This is a genomic window from Heliomicrobium gestii, from assembly GCF_009877435.1.
Lineage (GTDB): Bacteria > Bacillota > Desulfitobacteriia > Heliobacteriales > Heliobacteriaceae > Heliomicrobium > Heliomicrobium gestii.
In genome coordinates this window covers 65,117-86,880 of record NZ_WXEX01000001.1, presented here as the reverse complement: position 1 = coordinate 86,880, position 21,764 = coordinate 65,117, and the positions used below count along the sequence as shown (strand labels likewise).

The window sequence follows — 21,764 nt, the reverse complement described above, 5'->3', positions numbered from 1 at the left end:
CCCATTAATGTAGGTTCTGCTTTCATTTTTCCTCGCCTATCGGAAGATTAACCAGCGCAGCCGCCGAGGCCAACAGGATATCGGCGTACCACATCCAGAGGTAGTTTCCATCATGGTTGATGGCCAGGCCGCCAAGCCATGCGCCTAAAAAACCCCCGATCTGGTGGGTGAGCAAAGTCAACCCAAAGAGTGTCGCCAAGTATTTTGTGCCAAAGAGTTTCCCTACCAGCCCCGCCGTTGGCGGCACGGTGGCCAGCCACGTAAACCCCAGAGAGGCGGCAAAGATATAAAAGGTCAACGGTGTTTTGGGCGCCAGCAGATACAGCCCGATCATCACGGCACGGCTGCCATACATGGCCGCGAGGATGTATTTCATCCGGTAACGCGCGCCGAGCATTCCGGCAAATAGGCTGCCTGCGATGTTGAATAAACCGATGATCGATAAGGAGGCGGCAGACACGCTGGCAGAGTGCCCCGACAGCGCCACTTCTCCCGGCAGATGGGTGACCAGAAAGGCGATATGAAAGCCACATGTAAAAAATCCCGCGTGCAAACATATGTAGCTCGGGTTCGCCATGGCTTGACGGATCTGCCGCGCCAGCCCTCCTGCATCTCGCCCAGCCTTGTCGGCGCTTCCGGCTGGCGGAGCGCCGCGCAGCAGCGACGCTAGGGGAATGGTCAGCAGTGTTGCAGCCGCCATGGTGAACATGGCCGCGACCCAGCCGAATCCACTGATGATGGCTTGCAAAAGCGGCGCGAAGAGAAACTGCCCGAAGGAACCGCCCGCATTGATAAAGCCGCCTGCAAAGGAACGACGCTCCGGCGGCAACTGCTGGGCGGTGGCGCCGATCAAAATCGAGAAACTACCTGCACCTGCGCCTGCTGCCGTCAATATGCCCATGGTCAGTAGGAGCGACCATTCCGATTGCACAAAAGGCGTCAAAAGGAATCCCCCTGACAGGAGAAAGGCCCCGATAATGAGAACGCCGTAGGAACCCCTCTTGTCAGCAATCGCGCCAAAAATGGGTTGCGCCAACCCCCAAAAGAACTGCCCCACAGCAAGAGCAAAACTGATGGAGACGATACCCAATCCAGTGGCGCTATGGAGGGGTGAAACAAAAAGCCCGACAGACTGCCTTGCGCCCATCGTGATTGCCAAAATGGTCGCCGAACAGATCATTAACAGCCAAACCGATCGAACTGCTTTTTCTGGCATCATCGTCTCCTTGTTTGTTTTAATTACCGCAATCTCAAGTATGGGTGGCATGTTATTTTTTAATTTGATTTGTTAATCGCACTCCCCCCCTTCCAAATACACTGCTTTCCTGAGCCTCCACCCAATACGGCGCGGCAGTTCCATATCCCTCGTCTCTCTTGACTGGAATTCAACTGCCTGGTTCGCAAGTGTTACCCCGCAGTGACCTCAGCACTTTTGCGTTTCGGGAAATTATCGCCCAGTCTAATCGTATTACAATACCCCCAACAATGCTTCCTGTCAATGTCCCATCCCGCAGAATCCATTCACACTCCCGGCAACCAACCATCCATAGGAATGGAAGAATTTTTTAAAATTCGAAATGTATTTATGAATTGGAATATATATTTTAGCAATTCAAACATCCAAAAGCAGGATTGTCGTGGGTTAGACGAGAATAAACCATGAGAATGTGGGCACTATCGCATTAATCGATTTATTTGAGGTGAAGTCATGCTACAAAACCTGAGCTTTTCTAAGAAACTGTTTTTACTTCTCGGCATCCCTGTACTCGGCTTGATCATCAGTGTATCCATCGCCGCAAAGACCCAGTATGAAAACACGGAAGGACTCATCTCATCTTTGTTCGACACAGGTTACGTCGGATTGAGCTATGTTCTGAATGCGGATAGGGATATGTACCAGGCGCTAGTCGCTCAACATGATCTGATTCAAGGGAGTGTCCAAAACACTGATAGAGAAAAGCTCCTAAAAGACTATAAGGACAATATCCAACAAGCAACGGAACGCGTCGAAAAGACGCGTGTTTTAGTAAAAGCAAACGAAAATTATTTTTTACAAGTCAAACATAGCCTTTCAGGCAAGAACGCCTTTGATAACTTTGATGAATATCGCATTTCTTTTGCAGCATGGCAAAAAGCTGCTGATTCGCTGATTGAACAAAGTAAAGATCCATCTGTCAGCCGGGACGCATTGATGGGAGAACTAGCCAAATCAGATAAATTATTTGAAAAATCACGCGGCTCTATCAATGAACTGGGGGAAATCCTCGACCAGTTTGGGAAGCTCATCGCAAACGAACGGCGGGACAACATCTTACGCTCGACCATCACGATCGTTGTTACCTCTGTTCTATTTATTGCTCTGGCAGTCTTGTTAAGCTTCCTTGTATATCGTCGCATGAACCAAACGATTCAAGAGATTAACGGTGTAACAGACCGCATGTCGAAAGGTGATTTTTCCGTTTCCTTATCTTCTTCATTAAAAACACAACAGGATGAACTGGGCCAGATCGCCCTATCGCTGGATCAGTTTCAAGCGAATATTCGCAATATGCTCGCAGAGATGCTGGAAACGGCTCAAGGATTAGCCGCGTCCAGCGAGCAATTGGCAGCGACTACCCAATCCGTATCTTACAGTATGGACAGTGTCTTTACATCGACCAACGAAATATCTGCCGGCACCGAGTCAGTTTCCGCATCGGTAGAGGAAATAACGGCATCCAGCCAGGAGATGCATGCAGGTTTGCAAATGCTTACCCAACGTGTGGGAGATGGCCAAGAACAGACGCAAAAGGTCGAATCACGGGCAATCGGTCTGAAAGACGATGTGACACATTCTAGTCGATACGCCAGTCAAATCTATGAAGAGATTCACCATTCTGTTCTGTCCGCGATCGATGATGCAAAAGTAGTGGAACAAATCTCGAAACTTGCTGATTCAATCTCCGGCATCGCTTCACAGACCAACCTGCTCGCATTAAACGCAGCCATTGAGGCCGCACGTGCCGGCGAGCAGGGCCGAGGGTTTGCGGTTGTGGCCGACGAAGTAAGAAAATTAGCGGAAGAATCATCGAAAACGGTGGAAGGCATCCAAAGCGTGACGAATCAAGTCCGGCAAGCCATCGATGTGCTTGTTGAAAAAACCAATGCGTTGCTTCACTTTATTGATACAACCGTCAAAAAAGACTATTCCCGCTTCGAAACCGTTGGAAATCAGTATTTATCTGATGCGGACACGTTCTCTTCTTTGTTCGATAGCACCCAAAGCATGAGCAAACACACACTCTCATCCGTATCAGAGGTAACCAAAGCGATCGCTGCAGTCGCCGATTTAATTTTCAAAATATCTTCGGAAACGGCTGATATTGCAAAACGTACCGAGGGACTGAATGTGTCGATGGCCGAAATCAGCGCCGCCATGATGACACAAGCAAAAACGGCTGAACAAATCAATGGATTGGTTGGCAGGTTCAAGATTTAACAAGTGATATATACAAAAAATTAATGCCTGCTCACGCCGCTTCATACCGAGAAAAAACGGTAGGAACGGCGTAATGCAGGCATTTTTCTAATCTCCGATTATCGGGGCAACAGTTCGCTCACCATCGATTTCACGTGATCGGTGCACTTTTTGCAACCTGTGCTGACCTTTGTGGCAGACTGTACTTCCTCAAAGGATTTGGCGCCTTTGGCGACCGCTTCTTGCAAATCACCGTACGTAACCTTTTTGCACCCACAGACAAGTTTACCTGCATCCATATAAGTTCCTCCTCATCAGATCAAGTGTCTTTAAATTGTGTCTTCCCAAGCTAATATTACCATATGTGAGCAGAGATATGCTCCTGTCATTCGTAGGACCCTATTCCTAATTTCAGCTTATCTGAATTATCGCCCCCGCATAGGCTTCCCGGTTCGCTCGTATTTGTCGCAGCGCATCCTGGACCAGCGTAATACCTTCCCGATACTGGTTGATTCCTTGGTTTGCATGTAGTAGTGTATAGGCGATGAAATAAACGGGAGGGTAACACATGGATAAGTTTATCAGTGTCACAGTCGTAAAAAAAGCAAATATCTACTTCAACGGAAAAGTGAGCAGCCGGACGATCATTTTCCCCGATGGAGAACGGAAAACTCTCGGCATCATCATGCCGGGAGAATATGAATTCGGAACGGCAGATAAAGAGATCATGGAGGTCCTGGGCGGCAAACTGGCGGCGCTCCTCCCCGACCAGGAAGATTGGCTTGTCTTCGAAGCCGGGCAAAGCTTTGAGGTTCCCGCCAACTCCAGGTTCAAAGTCTCTGCCACAGAAGTGTCCGATTACTGCTGCTCTTACATCAAAGGATAAGAAGGAAACCCACAAACCAAAGTTCACAAAGCCTACACAAAGATTTTCACTCCGTTTTAAGATTCATCGGTTAAACTCCTTCCTGAATGAATCTTGAAGGAGTGGATCATCTTGTCAGAGACCCGTTCAGTCCCCTTAAAGGCGAGAATCAAAGGTATTGTTTCTGTGATACTTACCGTAGCGGCCATCACCCTCGCCGGCACAGGCATCAGTTTAATGGGCGATCATGATGAACATCGTGATCCTTCCCGTCGTCCCTCCATCGATAGCGCGGCAACTCGTGAAACCGGCGAAGCAAACCGGCTCCCGCCTGATGCTGCGCGAAAGGGGCTTCCAGTGAAGGGGATTCATGAAGCTGCAGGGTTAGCGCTGATCCCGCTTGCTTTGATCCACTTTGCCTTGAACGCCAAGACCCTGGTTGCCGAGTTGGGATTCAAAAACAAACGGCAAGACGGAGTATAGCAATCTCCTCCGTAAGCAGGATTTGTTCGTTCAATGGTTTCCTGCGCATGGGCACAGAAAAAGCCGCCGGCACATCACCGGCGGCTTTTCATCTGTTTGCCTTTTGCGTTAGCAAAAGTTTTTTCTAGCGCTTACTTAGGCAGGGTAGGTGACAACCTTGCCTTCGTCATTGGCGCCTTCCTTGGCGAGCTTGAAGTCCACTTTGGTTTGCTGGGCCAAGCGCTCTTCCAGGAATGGCAGGGCCACGTTCGGGAAGATGGCGTAGGTGACGACATCCTGCTCCTTCTGCATGACCGAGGCGACGCCTTTCTTGGCTTCTTCCATCCCGGGGGGGATGAGGTCGGCCGGGCGGCAATGGATGACTTCGTCATTGCCGACGATCTTCTTGCGCACTTCTTCATTGACCGGCGCAGGAGGCTGGCCGTAGAAGCCGCGCATGTACTGCTTGACTTCGTTGGTCGCCATCTTGTACCGCTCACCGAGCAGGACGTTGAGGGCCGCCTGAGCGCCGACGATCTGGCTGGAAGGGGTGACGAGCGGCGGGTAACCGAAGTCTTCCCGGACGCGGGGCACTTCCGCCAGCACATCGGGCAGCTTGTGCAACGCGTTCTGCTGGGCGAGCTGGGAGAGGAAGTTGGAGATCATGCCACCTGGTACCTGATAGACGAGCACGTTCGTGTCAGGCGTGCCGTCGGTGAGGTCGAACTGGCGATACTTCTTGCGCACATCCTTGAAGTAGTCGGCAATCTCTTTCAGCTTCAGCAGATCCAGATTGGTCTCGTAACCAAGGCTCTCCAGGGTGGCCACCATCGTTTCGCAGGCAGGCTGAGAGGTGGACAGGGCCAACGAGGAGATCGCCGTGTCGATGACATCGCATCCGGCTTCGATCGCTTTCAGGTACATCATGCCACCCATGCCGGAAGTATAGTGGGTGTGCAACTGGACCGGCAGACCGACGGCGGCTTTGACCTCTTTGACGATCTCGTAAGCGGCGCCAGGGGTGAGGATGCCGGCCATATCCTTGACACAGATCGAGTCTGCGCCGCGCTCGGCCAGTTTCTTCGCCATATCGACGTAGTACTTGGTGGTGTGGAATTCACTGATGGTATAGCAGAGCACGCCTTGCACGTGCCCGCCATACTTCTTGGTGTACTCCATCGCCTTTTCCATGTTCCGTACGTCGTTCAAGGCGTCAAAAATCCGGAAGATGTCCATGCCGCCTTCACAGGCGTATTTAATGAAGGCTTCCAACACGTCGTCGGCATAGTGCTTGTAACCGACGCAGTTCTGGCCCCGCAGCAACATCTGTGTAGGGGTCTTGCAGTGTTTCTTGATGGTCCAAAGGCGTTCCCAGGGGTCTTCATTCAGGAAGCGCATGGTCGTATCGAAGGTGGCGCCACCCCAGCATTCGATGGAATGGTATCCGATCGCGTCGATTTTTTCGAGAATCGGAAGCATGTCTTCGATTTTCATCCGGGTAGCCAGCAGCGATTGGTGGCTGTCGCGAAGCGTGGTGTCGGTAAACTTGATAACCCGTTTTTCCATGTTAGACTCCTTCCTGCCCTTCGTCTGGGTCGACGTTCCTCGTTTACGGTTAGCCAATGACGACCAGAACCTCACCGGCGTTGACCGCTTGGCCCTTCTTCACGCGGATCTCTTGGATGGTGCCCGCGTGATCCGCCTGGATTTCGTTTTCCATCTTCATGGCTTCGAGGATGAGGACAGTTTCACCGGCGTTGACGGCATCGCCGACATTCTTGCGAACGTCCAGGATGGTTCCCGGCATGGGAGCGGTGATTCCGCCACCCGCGGCGGGAGCAGCGGCTTTCGGCGCAGCCTTGGCGGCCGGAGCGGCGGCGGCTTTCGGGGCGACCGGAGCGGCAGCGGCTTTCGGCGCCGGCGCAGGGGCGGCGGCGCGGACGACCGGAGCCGGGGCGGCGGCAGCCATGGCGCCTTCGCCAGGGATTTCTTCCACTTCTACATAGAACATCTGATTGTCAACACGGACTTTGAATCTCTTCACAAAAATTTCCCTCCCGCTGTCAGGCATTCGGGCAGCGATCTGCCTGGCAATCTCCTCAACTGGGGTATCTGAGTCCCTCTGCCCCAAGGCATCGGCAAGACCCATGGTCTTCCAATCTGTTCGTCCGGTCCAGGCCGAGCGGGCGAAGCTCTGTCCGCCCGTCACTCTCCCCCGCCGTTTGATGCTGGCCATCTGATAGCCGATGGCCGACATGACAGCGGCGATGGCTGCTTGGCGACGACGTTTGCGGTCACGGTTTAGCATGTTTCGTTACCCAACCCCTTTCCAAAGGGGGGCGACACCCCCAGGACCTTAGACCGGGATGTTTCCGTTTTTCTTGCGCGGCCGGTTTTCGCGCTTGGTTGCCAATGCATCCAGCGTCGCGATCAGGCGGCTGCGGGTTTCCCGCGGGTCGAGGATGTCTTCCACATAGCCGCGAGCGCAGGCGATAAACGGATTGGAGACTTCATCCCGGTACTTCTCGACCATCTGCTTGCGCATCGCAATCGGGTCTTCCGCCGATTCGATCTCTTTGCGGTAAATGATGTTGGCGGCGCCATCGGGACCCATGACGGCGATTTCCGCTGTCGGCCAGGCAAAGGCGGCGTCACAGCCGAGGGGCTTGCCGCACATGGCCAGGTAGGCGCCACCGTAGGCTTTGCGCAGGATGATGGTGATCTTGGGGACAGACGCTTCCGAATAAGCGTAGAGCATTTTGGCGCCGTGCCGAATGATGCCGCCGTACTCCTGATTGGTGCCGGGCAGGAAGCCGGGCACGTCTTCGAAGGTCAGCAGGGGAATGTTGAAGGCGTTGCAGAAACGGACGAAACGGGCCAGTTTGTCCGATACGTCGATGTCGAGGCAGCCGGCAAGGACCTTGGGTTGGTTGGCCAGGATGCCGACCACTTTGCCGTTCAGGCGACCAAAGGCGGTGATGCCGTTCGGCGCGAAGAGGGGTTGCACTTCAAAGAAGGAGCCGGCGTCGACGATGCGCAGCAACACGTCCCGGACATCATAGCCCTGGTTGGGGTTGGGCGGGATGATGCTGAGCAGCTCTTCCGCATCGAACTCCGGTTCAACAGGGTCGACAACGGGAGGTTCTTCCATGTTGTTGGACGGCAGGTAGGAGAGCAATGCGCGGATCTGTTCAAAGCACTCCAGTTCGCTGTCGGCCATGAAGTGGGCCACACCGGACCGCTGGTTGTGTGTCAGGGCGCCGCCGAGGGTTTCGGGCGATACGTCCTCGCCGGTGACGGCCTTGATGACCTGAGGCCCGGTGATGAACATGCGGGAGATGCCGTTGACCATGAAGATGAAGTCGGTAAGGGCGGGCGAGTAGACGGCGCCGCCGGCGCAAGGGCCGAGGATGGCCGAGATCTGGGGAATGACGCCGGAAGAGAGTGTGTTGCGGTAGAAGATGCTGCCGTATCCTTCCAAAGCATCAACGCCTTGTTGAATCCGCGCGCCGCCGGAGTCGTTCAAGCCGAGGCAGGGCGCCCCGTTTTTCAGGGCCAGGTCCATGACCTTGACGATCTTGTCGGCATGGGCCTTCGAGAGGGAACCGCCAGAAACGGTGAAGTCCTGGGCGTATATATATACCACGCGGCCTTCGACAGTGCCGTGGCCGACAACGACACCCTCACCCGGGTTTTCCAGGGTGTCGAAATTGCTGTCGCCGACAAAGACACCGAGTTCAACAAAGGAACCGGGATCGAGCAGGGCTTCGATGCGCTCACGGGCAGTCATCTTGCCGGACTCGTGTTGCTTGGCGATCCGCTTCGGGCCGCCGCCCTGGGTGAGCTTCTCGCGGTATTTCGCCAACTGAGCCAAACGTTCTTCCATGTTCAAGGGAATGATCCCTCCCAATCTTCATACGCCTGTATTCGTGGAACTATGTTGCGCCCTCTCCCCTTGCCTCATGCGGGGATCGACGGGCCACAGCAGTGACGATGGTGTGACGGCCCGGTCTTACTTGAGTTTTCCGGGACGCTGGCAGAGTTCGACCAGATGGCCGAAGGTGCCTTTCGGATGGAGGAAAGCGATGTCAGCGCCGCCGGCGCCGCGCCGCGGTGTCTTATCGATGAGCGGAACACCCGCCTTCTTAAGTTCTTCCAGCTTGGCTTCCAGATCGTCGACGCGGTAGGCTACGTGTTGGATGCCTTCGCCGTTCTTGGCGATGAACTTGGCGATGGGGCCTTCCGGATCGGTCGATTCGAGGAGTTCCACCTCAGCGTCGCCAGAGGGGAAGAAGGCAACGCGCACCTTCTGCTCGGGAACCTCTTCGATGGCCGTGCACTTGATGCCGATGACGTTCTCATAGAAGGCGATGGCCGCATTCAGGTCCTTCACCGCAATGCCGACATGGTCGATGTGTTGGATTTCAGGCTTTTTTTTGGGGCCGTAGAAGTGTTCTTCGATGAACGCCACGACGTCCCGCGTATCCGTGCCAGGAGTGAAAATTTCAGCCACACCCGATTCCTTCAGGAAGGGGATGTCGTCATCAGGGATGACGCCGCCGCCGAGGACGAGGACGTCATTGAGCCCCTGGGCGCGAAGGCCTTCCACCACCTGCGGGAAAAGAGCGCTGTGAGCGCCAGAGAGCGAACTCAAAGCGACGATCTGGGCGTCTTCCTGGATGGCGACTTCAACGATCTGGGCCGGCGTTTGGCGCAGACCGGTATAGATGACTTCCATGCCGGAGTCCCGGAGCGCTTGGGCGATGACCTTGGCGCCGCGATCGTGGCCGTCCAGGCCCGGTTTGGCAACTACTACGCGAATCGGTTTCTTTTCCATGGTACGAGCGACCCTCCCCGCTTAGAAAATGATTTGTTGACGATATTCGCCGAAGACGTCCCGCATGACACCGCAGATTTCGCCGAGGGAGGCATAGACCTTCACGGCTTCGATGATGACAGGCATCATGTTCTCGTTGCCTTGGGCGGCAGCGCGTACGCGGGCCAGGGCTTCTTGCACGGCAACATTGTCACGAGATTCTTTGACATTTTTCAGCTTGGCCTTCTGGGCTTCGCCGAGGGCCGGGTCAACTTTCAGCAGGCCTTTGGGCGGCTCTTCCTTCATTTGGAACTTGTTGACACCGATGACCACGTTATCGCCAGACTCGACGCCCTTTTGGTAACGATAGGCGCTGGCCTGGATCTCACGCTGCATGTATTCGATGGCGTTGGGCGCGCCGCCCAGATCGTCGATCTTCTGGATGTATTCCTTGGCCTTGCCTTCGAGTTGGTTGGTGAGCGATTCGATGTAGTAGGAACCGCCCAGGGGGTCGACCACGTCAGCGACGCCGAGTTCATAGCCGATGACCTGCTGGGTCCGCAGTGCGATGAGAACCGACTCTTCGTTCGGCAGCGCGAGCGCTTCGTCCTTGGAGTTGGTGTGCAGCGACTGGGTGCCGCCGAGCACAGCCATCAGGGCTTGGAAGGCGACGCGCATGATGTTGACGTTAGGCTGCTGCGCCGTAAGGGTGGAGCCAGCCGTCTGGGTGTGCACGCGGAAAGCCAAGGAACGGGGGTTCTTAGCGCCAAAGCGTTCCTTCATGATGTTGGACCACAGCCGGCGGGCCGCCCGGAACTTGGCGATCTCTTCAAAGAAGTTCAGGTGGGCGTTGAAGAAGAAGGACAGGCGGGGGGCAAATTTATCCACATCCAAACCGGCGTTGATGGCCGCCTGGACGTAGGCGATGCCGTCAGCCAGGGTGAAGGCGATTTCCTGAGCGGCGCTGGAGCCGGCTTCACGGATGTGGTAGCCCGAGATGGAGATGGTGTTCCAGTTGGGCACTTTCTCTGCGCAGTAGGCAAAGATGTCCGTGATCAGGCGCATCGACGGCGCCGGCGGGAAGATGTAGGTGCCGCGGGCGATGTACTCCTTGAGGATATCGTTTTGGATGGTGCCGGCGATTTTATCAGCGCTGACGCCCTGCTTTTCCGCGACAGCGATGTACATGGCCAACAACACTGCAGCAGGGGCGTTGATGGTCATTGAAGTGGAGACTTTATCCAAGGGGATTTTATCGAAGAGGATTTCCATATCGGCCATAGTGTCGATGGCGACACCGACCTTGCCGATCTCACCCTGAGACAGGGGATCATCCGAGTCATAGCCGATCTGAGTCGGCAGGTCGAAGGCGCAGGAAAGACCCGTCTGCCCCTGCTCAAGCAGGTAGCGGAAACGCTCGTTTGTCTGTTCGGCGGTGCCGAAACCGGCATACTGGCGCATGGTCCAGTGACGGCCGCGGTACATGTTCGGCTGCACCCCGCGGGTGTAGGGGAACTCGCCGGGGAACCCGAGATCACGGGCGTAGTCGAGATCGGCTACGTCTTCGGGGGTGTAGAGGGTGTTCATGGAGATACCGGAATCGGTGGCAAACTCGGCGCGGCGCTCGGGAGCCTTCTTGAGGACCTTGCCCAACGAGTTCTCCTGCCACTTTGCTTTAGCTTCACTGACTTGTGCGACTTTTTCCGAATCAAACACGAACCGATGAACCTCCTTTCGAACTTGGGAACGAATGGTGCGGTGCCCTTCTCGCCCGTGGATCGCCGTGCTTCTTGGCGGCCTGATCGATGGAAGTCCGGGCCGCCGCAGTCGCGGCGGCGCCGGAGATTGTCCTACCGGTCAGGCATGACCAAGCAACGTCTGGACTTTTTCTACGACTTCGTAGGGGAAGGTGGCCACTTGTGCGCCGGCGGCGGTCAGAGCCTTTACTTTTCCTTCGTAAGTGCCCTTGCCCCGCTCGATGATCGCGCCCGCATGCCCCATGCGCTTGCCCGGAGGGGCGCTTTTCCCGGCCAGGTATGCGACGACAGGCTTGCTCATGGTCTTGATGAACTCGGCCGCCTCTTCTTCGGCGTTTCCGCCGATTTCGCCCACAAGGACGACACATTTTGTGTCCGGGTCGACCTCAAACCGTTTGAGCATATCTACAAATGATGAACCCGGGACACGGTCTCCGCCGAGACCGATGACACTGGTCTGGCCGATGCCGACGTTTGTCAGTGAACCGACGATCTCATAGGTCAAGGTTCCTGAACGGGCTACGACGCCGACCGGACCCGGGGAGAAGGCGACATTGGGAAGGATGCCCAGCTTGCACTTCCAGGAGGCCATACCGAAGGTGTTCGGTCCAATGATCACGGCTTCCTTCAGTTTGGCCCGATTCACTATGATTAACTCATCCTGCACCGGGATATGTTCAGTGATGATGACAATGACTTTGATGCCCGCTTCGATGGCTTCCAACGCAGCGTCTTTGCAGAAGGCCGCCGGGATAAACAGCACCGTCGCGTCGATGGTATGATGCTCACAGGCTTCCTGGACCGTCTCGTAGAGGGGAATGTCCTCGAAGCGACTGCCGCCCTTGCCCGGCGCGACGCCGGCGACGATGTTGGTTCCGAAGGCGCGCATTTGTCGAAAATGGAAACTTCCTTGCTTGCCCGTGATCCCCTGAATCAGCACGCTTGATGCCCCATTGACCAGGATCGCCATGATTACGCCCCCTCCCCGCGTTTTGCAAGCGCAACGGCCATTTGAGCGGCCGTTTTCATATCCCGATAGGCGTCGATTCCGACTTCCTTCAGGATGCGAACACCCGCCTCCTCGTTGGTGCCGACCATACGGACGACGACCGGGACGGGGATGCCGATGTTCTGTTTCACCTGCGCCAGGGCATTGGCGACGTCGTCACAGCGGGTGATCCCGCCAAAGATATTGATCAAGATGACCTTAGGGTTCTGGGCCAAGAGGATGCGGAGCGCCTTGGCCGTGCCTTCTACCCCTGTTCCGCCGCCGGCGTCCATGAAGTTCGCCGGTTGACCGCCAAAGAGTTGTACCATGTCCAATGTGCCCATGGTGATGCCGGCGCCATTGGCCATAATGGCGATGTCGCCGCCCAGTTCAACGAATGAACCGACTCCGGCCGCCTTGGCCATCTTCTCCACTTCCGTCATATCTTCATCGACGAAAGGGATATCTTTCTGGCGGTAGAGGGCGCTGTCATCGATGGTCAGCTTGGCGTCCGCAGCGATCAGGTGGTCGCCGGAGATGACAAGGGGGTTGATCTCGACCAGTTCGGCATCCTTGTGATTAAGGATACAATACATTTTCGACAGTATGTCAGAAAACTCCTTGGCAAGATTGCCGCGTAGACCAATTTTTCTCGCCAAATCTTTGGCGAGAAAGGCCGGCAGTCCTAAAAAGACATCCAGATGGGTTTTGACAATGTCCGCTTCGTCCTGTTCCTCAATGTCCATGCCGCCCTTGGCCGAGGCGATCACGACAGGCGCTTTGGCGGCGCCGTCGATGGTGATGGCCACATAGAGTTCTGCATCGATCTTCAGCTTTTCTTCCACAAGGATGCGCTGAACCGGCAGACCCTGCACCGTCATGGACAGCACCTCAGCCGCTGCTTGGGCTGCCGCTTCCGGGGTGTCGGCAAATTTGATGCCGCCGGCTTTGCCCCGTTTGCCGGAAAGGACCTGAGACTTGATGACGACTGGCTTGCCGATCTCCGCCGCCACTGTTGCCGCATCTTCCGGCTTCAGGACCATACGGCCCTGAGGAACCGGAATGCCGAACCGCGCGAAGATCTCCTTCCCCATGTACTCAAAGCACTTCACTGTTTTCAATGCCCTCCTTGTTCGCTGTGGATATGTTAACCCTTTCGGGGCCAACCCTTACCTGTAGTCGGAAAGGTTTTTTAACAAATCGACAGTGGACAATGGCATGGCGGTGAACGGTGGTGGCGATGATGCGACGGTCGCAACTGCATTCCAGGGTGCGATACACTGTCAGCAAAGAGTATGTATGGCTTCGCGAAAGTTTGCCGTTACGGAGCAATCTGACAAGCCAAAGGAGAACCGTCGCCGGTATCGGGGCGGTGGAAGACCTAGCCGGGGCCCCGCCCCAGCTAGGTCATTTTATTGACACCGATGAAAAAGGATCTGGAGCTTTGTTTAGGAGCGAAGCGCCCGGTCGATCCAGCGGAACACCGTCTGCCGGCCGATGTCGGCGATGGAGGTGGTCAAGGGGATCTCCTTGGGGCAGACGCGGACACAGTTCTGGGCGTTGCCGCAGTCGGTGACGCCGCCGGGGCCCATAACCGAATCCAGTCGATCATGAGACTGCATCTCACCGGTGGGGTGGGCATTAAAGAGACGAACCTGAGAGATGGCAGCCGGGCCGATAAAGGCCGACTTCTGGTTGTAGTTGGGGCAAGACTCAGCGCAGCAACCGCAGGTCATGCAACGGGAAAGGGGGTAGGCCCACTCCTGGTCGCGCGGGGCCATGCGGGGACCGGCGCCCAGATCATAGGTGCCGTCAATGTCGATCCAGGCTTTCACCTTTTTCAGGCTCTCAAACATGCGATTCCGGTCGACTTGCAGGTCTCGGATCAGCGGAAACTTGGAGAGCGGTTCCAGGGTGATGGGCTGGCTCAGTTGATCCACCAGGGCCGAGCAGGCCTGGCGAGGCTTGCCGTTGACGACCATGCTGCAAGCGCCGCAGACTTCTTCCAGGCAGTTGCACTCGAAGACGACAGGCGTCGTCTTCTGGCCGTTGGCCAGCACGGGGTTTTTCTGAATGTCTTGCAACATGGCGATCACGTTGAGGTTCTTCCGATAAGGAATGGCGAACTCTTCCCAACGCGGGGTCCCATTCGGACCGTCTTGCCGTTTTACACGCAAACGAATCGTTTCGGCCATGATTAGTTCGCCCCCTTGTCCACGTCATAACGGCGGGGCCGCGGCTTGATCAGAGAGACATCGACGTCTTCATACTCGAGCGCGGGGCCTTGGGCCGTCCACTTGGCCTTCGTCGTCTTCATGAAGTTCACGTCATCACGGTTCGGGAACTCGGGCTTGTAGTGAGCGCCGCGGCTCTCGTTCCGGTTCAGGGCGCCGACGGTGATCACGCGGGCCAGTTCAAGCATGTTCCAGAGGTGACGGGTGAAGATGGCCGACTGGTTGGCATGGCGGCTGCTGTCTGGCAAGCCGATCTTCTTCCAACGGGCCATGAGATTTTGCAGCTTGTCATCGGTCGCCTTCAGGTCTTTGTTGATCCGGACGATGGTGACGTGCTGCAGCATCATGTTGCCGAGCTCTTCGTGAATCTTGTAGGGGTTCTCGGTGCCGCTCATGCGGAAGATCTCTTCCATCTTGGCTTGTTGGAGCTTGACTTCCTGGTCAAAGACGGATTGGGAAACGTCGGCGGACGATTTTTTCAAACCTTTGACATACTTCATCGTCGCCGGGCCGGAAACCATGCCGCCAAAGATGGCCGAGAGGAGCGAGTTGGCGCCGAGACGGTTCGCGCCGTGGTATTGGTACTCGGCTTCGCCAGAGGCGAAGAGGCCGGGGATGTTGGTCATGCCGTTGTAATCGGTCCAGAGACCACCCATGGTGTAGTGCATACCGGGGAAAATTTTCATGGGCACTTTGCGCGGATCGTCGCCGACAAACTTCTCGTAGATCTCGAGGATGCCGCCAAGCTTGCGATCCAGGGTCTTGGCGTCGATGTGGGACAGATCCAGATACACCTGGGGTTTGCCGTCGACGCCGAGGCCCAGTTCGTAGCAGACCTTGTGAATGGCGCGGGTGGCCACGTCCCGGGGGACCAGGTTGCCGTAGGCCGGGTACCATTCTTCGAGGAAGTACCAGGGTTTGCCGTCTTTATAGGTCCACACCCGTCCGCCTTCACCACGAGCCGATTCAGACATCAGGCGCAGCTTGTCTTCGCCAGGGATGGCGGTGGGGTGCACCTGGATCATCTCGCCGTTGGCGTAGTAGACACCCTGCTGATAGGCCGAAGCTTGGGGCGAACCGGTGTTGATAGTCGAGTTGGTGGAACGGCCGAAGATCATGCCGATGCCGCCGGTGGCCAGGATGACGGCGTCACCGCGGAAGGCGCGGATCTCCATGGAGGCCATATCCTGAGCGACGATGCCGCGGCAGGCGCCTTCGTTGTCAAGGACAGAGGAGAGGTAATCCCAGTTCTCATATTTTGTAACACGACCGGCTGCTTCCCATTTGCGAACCTGTTCGTCCAGCGCGTAGAGGAGCTGCTGGCCCGTCGTGGCGCCGGCAAAAGCGGTGCGGTGATGCTTCGTGCCACCGAAACGGCGGAAGTCCAGAAGGCCTTCCGGAGTCCGGTTGAACATGACACCCATGCGATCCATCATGTAGATGATCCCAGGGGCCGCATCACACATGGCCTTGACGGGTGGCTGGTTCGCCAGGAAGTCGCCGCCGTAGACAGTGTCGTCGAAATGTTCGTAAGGGGAGTCGCCTTCACCCTTCGTATTGACCGCCCCGTTGATCCCGCCCTGGGCGCAGACCGAGTGGGAGCGTTTCACGGAAACCAGGGAAAAGAGGTCCACTTTTCCGCCGGCTTCGCAGATTTTGATAGCGGCCATCAAACCGGCAAGACCGCCACCAACGACGATAATACGCGTTTCCATTTCATCCCACCTCTATATATCGTTAGTGAGCCGCATTCATCAGGAAGAAGAGCGCTCCCAGACCGCCGACAGCCAGTACGCCAAGGATGCCCATGCAGAGCACGAATGTCACGTTTTGCGCTTTCGGACCAATCGTGATGCCCCAGGCGACACAGAAGCTCCAAATGCCGTTGGCGAAGTGGAAGGCCGCAGCCAGGAAACCGATGACGTAGGCGACCAACGCGATGGGGCTGGAAGCCAGGTAGTGGCCGAAGTTGGTGAAGTAGGTGCCGTTGGTCGCATGCCAGAAGTCCATCATTTTCAGGGACCAGACGTGCCACACCACGAAAAGAACAGTAATGATGGCTGTGATGCGCTGCAGGTAGAACATCCAGTTCCGGAAGTAGTTGTACTGGAGGGTGTTGTTCTTGGCCACATAGACGATATAGAGGCCGTAAATGGCGTGGAAAGCGATGGGAAGGAAGATCATTGCCATCTCAAGGAGGATCTTGAACGGCAGGTGATGAAGAAAACTCGTCCAAGCCAGCCAGATGTCCGGGCTGACGATGGCCATGGAGTTCATGACCGTGTGCTCAGCAAAAAACAGACCGATAGGAATAATGCCGAGCAAGGAGTGAAACTTACGGATCAGAAAATGATTATTGTCCGACATTCCGCTGCTCCTTTCCGCCCCCAAGGGTAGTAGAAGAACTAAATCTCTCTTTCTTTTTCGCCCAATTCACAAAATTCACACTTTAACCTAAAAAAAAACCCGTTGAAGCCGTTTTATTCTGCTCCATTACCGGCCCATGCCCCGCTAACAGGCAAAAGGCCCGCCAATAAGCAGGTCCCCGCTTCTACGACTTGCACTTTTTTTCTCAATCATCCTCCTTCCATACCCTGTTCCTTCGCGAATTAGGCGAACCCTGTTCTCACCGCGTAGTTTAGCATCGTGGACAAGACCAGTCAACTGTGCGTACAAGGGCAAATAGGCTAAATAAGTCTCGATTTCATCTGTTTTATTCACATTGCGCCTTATTTCATACTTGTATATTTACGTAACAAGCTCAACATACCATGTTCAAAGCGTAGACAATTGTGGAAGATCTGCCATGATTTATCCCTCGAATCTGACAAAAATTCTGACTCGTCGCAATGGTTCCCTTTCGTCCATTGTTCACGGCGGCGGCGCCTGTTCGCCATGTTGGTAGACGTTGTCCGCAGAGACCTGTCTGGAGTGAATGTAACACTTCATTGCAATAATTTCAAGAATATTTTTACTTGCGTGCATAATCTACTTTTCTCAAAAAAATCCACCCTTCGGGAAAGACTAGACCTATTGCTGTTACCGAATAGGGCCAATCAAGCCGATCCATTCAGAGGGGAGTTACACATGTCAGATCGTTACGATTGTATCGTCATCGGATGCGGACCCGCCGGACTGTCGGCAGCGTTAAATCTAAACATCCGGAATAAATCGTTCCTCATCTTGGGCACTAAGCAGTGCAGCCACCGCTTAGCCAAGGCAGAGCGGATCGATAATTACCTGGGTCTGCCGGAGATCTCCGGTCAAGGACTGATGGAGCGCTACCTCCAACACGTGCGCAGCCGCGGAATCGAACTGAGAGAAGAACGTGTCACTGCCGTATATCCGGGAGACGGCGAATTCGCCGTGATCACAGGGAAGAGTCAGTACAGCGCACGGTCGTTGATCATCGCCACCGGCGTTCATATCGAAAGGGTCTTGCCCGGCGAAAATGAGTACCTGGGCAAAGGGGTCTCCTATTGCGCCACCTGCGACGGTCCACTCTTTCGAGAAAAGGCTGTGGCATTGCTCGACTACACCGGCGGCGCTGCCCACGATGAAGTCTTGTTTCTCGCCGGTGTGGCAAAACAGGTCTATTATGTGCTCCCACAACGCGCTTCGACGGCTTTTGTCCATGACACTTCGGCCGCAGCGGTTGCCACCGTTCCATCCCTCCCCGGCAACACGACGCTCATGCGGGGGACATCCCTCTCCATCAAGGGAACAGAGACGGTCTCCTCCCTGATCGTCGACGAACAGGAAATCGCTGTTGACGGGGTTTTTATCCTCCGGGAAACGCAGAAGGCCGAGAACCTCGTTCCCGGGTTGGCAACCGATAAAAAAGCCGTCGCCGTCAATGGGCAGATGGAGACGAACATCGCCGGCGTCTTTGCCGCCGGCGATTGCACAGGCAAGCCCTATCAACTGGCGAAAGCCACAGGCCAAGGCGCTGTGGCGGCGCTCAGCGCCGTCGGCTATCTGGACAAAAGACCGAAATAACTGTATTATCTGTTTATCGAATAAAAAGGGCAAATCTGAATATTTGTGAATCTATTCTTAATCACTTCCTATTATAATAATCTTCTGATTCAGCAGAATTTTGCCCGCTTCTCACTTCCTGCCCATCGTCTGTCCACTGCCGATGTGGTTCTTTGATAGTACAGTTCACACGATCGTACGAATTTTCCAGGGGAATCGAAAAAGTTTTCACAAGCGAGAAGGAGTTTTCAGATATTCAGAGAATAGTAATAAAAGTGCCGGTCAGACCATCATATCTCTTGTTGGTTAGTTCGTCTTATCGTGAGATGACGATGGAGATAGGAATATTGAACTAACCGGCAGGCTCGTAGAGGGGGGATTTACCGCCAATCTCCGTTGTTCTTGCGACAGGTCTTCCTGATTACCGATTCCCCAGCTTCACTGCACTTATCTTTGTGCTAGAAGTCACATGCACTTTCTCAATTTGAAAGGAGGCCCCCAATTATGTGGACTCAAGTATTCGATCCCATGGGGAATATCTTCCTGTCTGCTGCCATCGCCGTTATTCCCATCATCTATCTGTTCTGGGCCCTGGCCATTCAGAAGATGAAAGGCTATATCGCCGGTGTCACTACAACGACCCTCGCCGTTCTCATCGCCATCCTTGTATATGGCATGCCCGCTCAATTGGCTATCGCCTCGACATTGCAAGGCGCCCTCTATGGTCTCTTCCCCATCTGCTGGATCGTCATTACGGCCGTCTTCCTCTACAACCTCACCGTCAAGAGCGGCCAGTTTGAAGTCATCAAAGATTCCATCGCCTCCATCACTGATGACCGCCGCCTCCAGGCGCTGCTGATCGCCTTCTCCTTCGGCGCCTTCCTCGAAGGGGCAGCCGGTTTCGGCACGCCTGTCGCTATCACCGCCGGCATGCTCGTCGGCCTCGGCTTCAACCCCCTCTATGCCGCCAGCCTCTGCCTGATCGCCAACACGGCGCCTGTCGCCTTCGGCGGCATCGGTATCCCCATCATCGTCGCCGGCCAGGTTTCCGGCATCGACGATTTCACCATCTCTCAGATGGTCGGTCGCCAGCTTCCCTTCCTCTCTATCTTCGTCCCCTTCTGGCTGGTCTATATCATGTCCGGCTGGAAAGGCGTTAAGGAAGTTTGGCCGGCCGCCCTCATCTCCGGAGGCGCCTTCGCCATCGGCCAGTTCTGGTCCTCCAACTACCTGGGCGCCATGCTCCCCGACATCATCTCTTCCCTCTGCTCGATCATCTCTCTGGTGGTCTTCCTCAAGCTCTGGAAGCCCAAAAACGTTTGGCGCTTTGAAAATGAACCTGCCGCCACCTACAGCGCTTCCTCAGCAAACCTGACCTTTAAAAAGGTGCTGAAGGCCTGGAGCCCCTTTGTCATCCTGACCATCCTGGTCGGCGACTGGGGCATGAAGGCAGTCAACGCGGTTTTGGAAACGGTCACACTGAAATTCCACTTCCCTATCATCGATGGCGCTGTCATCAACCCGGCCACCAGCAAGCCGATTGAGGTCCTCTTCAAGTTCAACTGGCTTTCTGCCGCCGGCACAGCCATCCTGGTTGCCGCCCTCATCACCATGGTGATCGTGCGGATGCCCCTTAGCCAAGGTCTCAGTGTCTTCTGGGACACCATCAAGTCCCTGAAGTTCCCCATCATCACCATCGCCGCGGTTCTCGGTTATTCCTCCATCGCCAACTCCTCCGGCATGACCTACACCATGGGCATGGCCCTGGCCGCCACGGGCGCGCTCTTCCCCCTCTTCTCGCCCATCCTGGGCAGGCTCGGCGTCTTTATCACCGGTTCTGACACCTCGGCCAACGCCGTCTTTGCCAAACTGCAAGGCGTCACCGCCGACAAGATCGGCGTCGATCCCGTCCTGACCGTTGCTGCCAACTCCTCCGGCGGCGTCACCGCCAAGATGATCTCGCCCCAGTCCATCGCCGTCGCCACCGCCGCTACTGGCTTGGTCGGCAAGGAATCGGATTTGTTCCGCTTCACCGTGAAACACTCCCTGTTCTTCCTGGTGGTCATTTGCTTTATGACCTATCTGCAAGCCACCGTCCTGAGTTGGATGATCCCCGTCTATCAGAAAGGCGCTGCCGCTGTCGCTGCAGCCGCCAACGCGGCTCAGTTGCAGTCTGACGGTTTCATGCTCCTCGGCATCACTGCTGTCATCGTGGCCATCCTCGGCTTCTCGGTGATGGGCCGCACGGAAGACAAAGGCGCTTATTCCAAGCGCTAAGATATCAAACTTGAATCCATCCGAAACAGACCCGTGACAAGGCACCGTATACTGCCCCCGCGCCCTGAGGCGCGGGGTTTTTTTTACATCTATCCCCTTTTTAACCCTTGCATCCCTCTTGTCACCCAGGCAAAAACAAGGTAGTATAGATGTGATTAATACCCCACGGGGTATACTGGCAGGCATCAAACCCGTTAAAATAAATCATGTAGGGGGATCTGTGCCGATGAAAAACATGATGACCAAATGGTTCCTCGCCCCGGTGCTGCTCCTTTCACTGGCGGCAGGTGGATGTGTCTCCACAGAAGGCGGAAACAACAGCAGCGCAGGCGACTCACCATCAGCCCCATCGGCTGCTTCCAATGACCCTGTGGCCGCCGTCAAGGGCAAAAAAGCGCCTGACTTTACACTCACATCGCTCTACGGCAAAGAAGAATCATTGTCCAACTATAAAGGCACACCGGTGGTGATCAACTTCTGGGCCTCTTGGTGCCCGCCCTGCCGTTCGGAGATGCCTGATCTGAATGAGTTCGCCAAAGAATATGAGGGCAGGGTTGCTGTTTTAGGCGTTAACCTCACCTTTAACGACAAGGAAGCCGATGTCCAGAAACTCGTGCAGAAGCTGGACATCAAGTTCCCCATCCTACTCGACAAAAATCCCTCCCATGCGGCTGCGGCGGCCTATGGCATACAACCGATACCGGCCACCTTCTTCATCGACAAGGACGGGAACATCGCCGATGTGCTGATCGGCGCGGCCCGCAGCAAAAACGATTTTGTCAAGCGCGTTGAGCCGTTGCTGAAATAGGGAAACCCAATACCTCGTCTTTCCGTAAAACAACCCGCCTTCCGCAGAGGTCGGATGAATGGAAAACAAGTGTCAAAGCGAAGAGAGGCCTGCCCCTATCACCGGGACAGACCTCTCTTTTT

17 protein-coding genes and 2 pseudogenes are annotated in these 21,764 nt (G+C 55.4%); 6 read left to right on the top strand and 13 right to left on the bottom strand.

Going from position 1 to position 21,764, the window contains the following annotated elements:
* Positions 1-22: 22 nt before the first annotated feature.
* Positions 23-1,147 carry an MFS transporter gene (locus GTO89_RS00395; RefSeq protein WP_204758148.1) on the bottom strand — a complete coding sequence of 375 codons (1,125 nt, stop codon included), beginning with the start codon at positions 1,145-1,147 and terminating at the stop codon, positions 23-25.
* A gap of 561 nt (positions 1,148-1,708) precedes the next feature.
* Here GTO89_RS00395 and GTO89_RS00390 point away from each other — a divergent pair.
* A complete protein-coding gene (locus GTO89_RS00390; protein ID WP_161260082.1) occupies positions 1,709-3,478 on the top strand; it encodes a methyl-accepting chemotaxis protein in 1,770 nt (589 codons plus the stop codon).
* A gap of 98 nt (positions 3,479-3,576) precedes the next feature.
* On the opposite strand, the gene GTO89_RS00385 is transcribed toward GTO89_RS00390, so the two are convergent.
* The gene (locus tag GTO89_RS00385; RefSeq protein WP_161260081.1) at positions 3,577-3,756 is read right to left on the bottom strand and encodes a (2Fe-2S)-binding protein; all 180 of its coding nucleotides are present in this window, start codon (positions 3,754-3,756) and stop codon (positions 3,577-3,579) included.
* Positions 3,757-4,025: 269 nt separating this feature from the next.
* On the opposite strand from GTO89_RS00385, the gene ppnP reads away from it, so the two are divergent.
* Positions 4,026-4,343: a pyrimidine/purine nucleoside phosphorylase gene (gene ppnP / locus GTO89_RS00380; RefSeq protein ID WP_161260080.1), complete on the top strand. Its 318-nt coding sequence runs from the start codon at positions 4,026-4,028 to the stop codon at positions 4,341-4,343.
* 111 nt (positions 4,344-4,454) lie between these two features.
* The gene (locus GTO89_RS00375) at positions 4,455-4,805 is read left to right on the top strand and encodes a DUF4405 domain-containing protein (RefSeq protein WP_161260079.1); all 351 of its coding nucleotides are present in this window, start codon (positions 4,455-4,457) and stop codon (positions 4,803-4,805) included.
* Between the two features lie 135 nt (positions 4,806-4,940).
* Here the strand turns inward: GTO89_RS00375 and GTO89_RS00370 are convergent, their stop codons facing one another.
* The 11 genes and pseudogenes from GTO89_RS00370 to GTO89_RS00325 all read right to left on the bottom strand — a co-directional run bounded on the left by GTO89_RS00370 (position 4,941) and on the right by GTO89_RS00325 (position 16,946).
* A complete protein-coding gene (locus GTO89_RS00370; RefSeq protein ID WP_161260078.1) occupies positions 4,941-6,350 on the bottom strand; it encodes a pyruvate carboxylase subunit B in 1,410 nt (469 codons plus the stop codon).
* 49 nt (positions 6,351-6,399) lie between these two features.
* Positions 6,400-7,092: a biotin/lipoyl-containing protein gene (locus GTO89_RS00365; protein WP_328793835.1), complete on the bottom strand. Its 693-nt coding sequence runs from the start codon at positions 7,090-7,092 to the stop codon at positions 6,400-6,402.
* 48 nt (positions 7,093-7,140) lie between these two features.
* The gene (locus GTO89_RS00360) at positions 7,141-8,676 is read right to left on the bottom strand and encodes an acyl-CoA carboxylase subunit beta (protein WP_161260077.1); all 1,536 of its coding nucleotides are present in this window, start codon (positions 8,674-8,676) and stop codon (positions 7,141-7,143) included.
* A gap of 120 nt (positions 8,677-8,796) precedes the next feature.
* A pseudogene (gene mce, locus GTO89_RS17130) lies at positions 8,797-9,189 on the bottom strand (methylmalonyl-CoA epimerase); the annotation flags it as partial.
* A 45-nt stretch (positions 9,190-9,234) separates the two neighbouring features.
* Positions 9,235-9,621: pseudogene (locus GTO89_RS17225) on the bottom strand (cobalamin B12-binding domain-containing protein); the annotation flags it as partial.
* A gap of 21 nt (positions 9,622-9,642) precedes the next feature.
* Positions 9,643-11,316 carry an acyl-CoA mutase large subunit family protein gene (locus GTO89_RS00350; protein WP_161260075.1) on the bottom strand — a complete coding sequence of 558 codons (1,674 nt, stop codon included), beginning with the start codon at positions 11,314-11,316 and terminating at the stop codon, positions 9,643-9,645.
* A 141-nt stretch (positions 11,317-11,457) separates the two neighbouring features.
* Positions 11,458-12,327, bottom strand: coding sequence for a succinate--CoA ligase subunit alpha (sucD, locus tag GTO89_RS00345; RefSeq protein WP_161260074.1), 870 nt, complete (start codon positions 12,325-12,327; stop codon positions 11,458-11,460).
* A 2-nt stretch (positions 12,328-12,329) separates the two neighbouring features.
* A complete protein-coding gene (sucC, locus tag GTO89_RS00340; RefSeq protein ID WP_161260073.1) occupies positions 12,330-13,457 on the bottom strand; it encodes an ADP-forming succinate--CoA ligase subunit beta in 1,128 nt (375 codons plus the stop codon).
* Positions 13,458-13,793: 336 nt separating this feature from the next.
* Entirely contained in the window at positions 13,794-14,540 is a 747-nt protein-coding gene (gene sdhB / locus GTO89_RS00335; protein WP_161260072.1) for a succinate dehydrogenase iron-sulfur subunit, read from the bottom strand.
* A 2-nt stretch (positions 14,541-14,542) separates the two neighbouring features.
* Entirely contained in the window at positions 14,543-16,294 is a 1,752-nt protein-coding gene (gene sdhA / locus GTO89_RS00330) for a succinate dehydrogenase flavoprotein subunit (RefSeq protein WP_161260071.1), read from the bottom strand.
* Positions 16,295-16,316: 22 nt separating this feature from the next.
* Positions 16,317-16,946, bottom strand: coding sequence for a succinate dehydrogenase (locus GTO89_RS00325; RefSeq protein ID WP_161260070.1), 630 nt, complete (start codon positions 16,944-16,946; stop codon positions 16,317-16,319).
* Between the two features lie 720 nt (positions 16,947-17,666).
* On the opposite strand from GTO89_RS00325, the gene GTO89_RS00320 reads away from it, so the two are divergent.
* The 3 genes from GTO89_RS00320 to GTO89_RS00310 all read left to right on the top strand — a co-directional run bounded on the left by GTO89_RS00320 (position 17,667) and on the right by GTO89_RS00310 (position 21,642).
* The gene (locus GTO89_RS00320) at positions 17,667-18,578 is read left to right on the top strand and encodes an NAD(P)/FAD-dependent oxidoreductase (RefSeq protein ID WP_161260069.1); all 912 of its coding nucleotides are present in this window, start codon (positions 17,667-17,669) and stop codon (positions 18,576-18,578) included.
* Positions 18,579-19,061: 483 nt separating this feature from the next.
* Positions 19,062-20,834 carry an L-lactate permease gene (locus GTO89_RS00315; protein ID WP_170294301.1) on the top strand — a complete coding sequence of 591 codons (1,773 nt, stop codon included), beginning with the start codon at positions 19,062-19,064 and terminating at the stop codon, positions 20,832-20,834.
* 226 nt (positions 20,835-21,060) lie between these two features.
* Complete coding sequence (locus tag GTO89_RS00310) at positions 21,061-21,642, top strand: TlpA family protein disulfide reductase (protein WP_161260068.1); 582 nt, start codon at positions 21,061-21,063, stop codon at positions 21,640-21,642.
* The last annotated feature ends 122 nt before the right edge of the window (positions 21,643-21,764 follow it).

Bases quoted from the DNA above. Each gene is read 5' to 3' on its own strand.
- GTO89_RS00370 (WP_161260078.1), bottom strand. From the start codon at position 6,350: ATGGAAAAACGGGTTATCAAGTTTACCGACACCACGCTTCGCGACAGC.
- GTO89_RS00320 (WP_161260069.1), top strand. From the start codon at position 17,667: ATGTCAGATCGTTACGATTGTATCGTCATCGGATGCGGACCCGCCGGA.
- GTO89_RS00395 (WP_204758148.1), bottom strand. From the start codon at position 1,147: ATGGGCGCAAGGCAGTCTGTCGGGCTTTTTGTTTCACCCCTCCATAGC.
- GTO89_RS00365 (WP_328793835.1), bottom strand. From the start codon at position 7,092: ATGCTAAACCGTGACCGCAAACGTCGTCGCCAAGCAGCCATCGCCGCT.
- sdhA (WP_161260071.1), bottom strand. From the start codon at position 16,294: ATGGAAACGCGTATTATCGTCGTTGGTGGCGGTCTTGCCGGTTTGATG.
- GTO89_RS00390 (WP_161260082.1), top strand. From the start codon at position 1,709: ATGCTACAAAACCTGAGCTTTTCTAAGAAACTGTTTTTACTTCTCGGC.
- sucD (WP_161260074.1), bottom strand. From the start codon at position 12,327: ATGGCGATCCTGGTCAATGGGGCATCAAGCGTGCTGATTCAGGGGATC.
- GTO89_RS00310 (WP_161260068.1), top strand. From the start codon at position 21,061: ATGAAAAACATGATGACCAAATGGTTCCTCGCCCCGGTGCTGCTCCTT.
- GTO89_RS00385 (WP_161260081.1), bottom strand. From the start codon at position 3,756: ATGGATGCAGGTAAACTTGTCTGTGGGTGCAAAAAGGTTACGTACGGT.
- ppnP (WP_161260080.1), top strand. From the start codon at position 4,026: ATGGATAAGTTTATCAGTGTCACAGTCGTAAAAAAAGCAAATATCTAC.
- GTO89_RS00325 (WP_161260070.1), bottom strand. From the start codon at position 16,946: ATGTCGGACAATAATCATTTTCTGATCCGTAAGTTTCACTCCTTGCTC.
- GTO89_RS00315 (WP_170294301.1), top strand. From the start codon at position 19,062: ATGTGGACTCAAGTATTCGATCCCATGGGGAATATCTTCCTGTCTGCT.
- sdhB (WP_161260072.1), bottom strand. From the start codon at position 14,540: ATGGCCGAAACGATTCGTTTGCGTGTAAAACGGCAAGACGGTCCGAAT.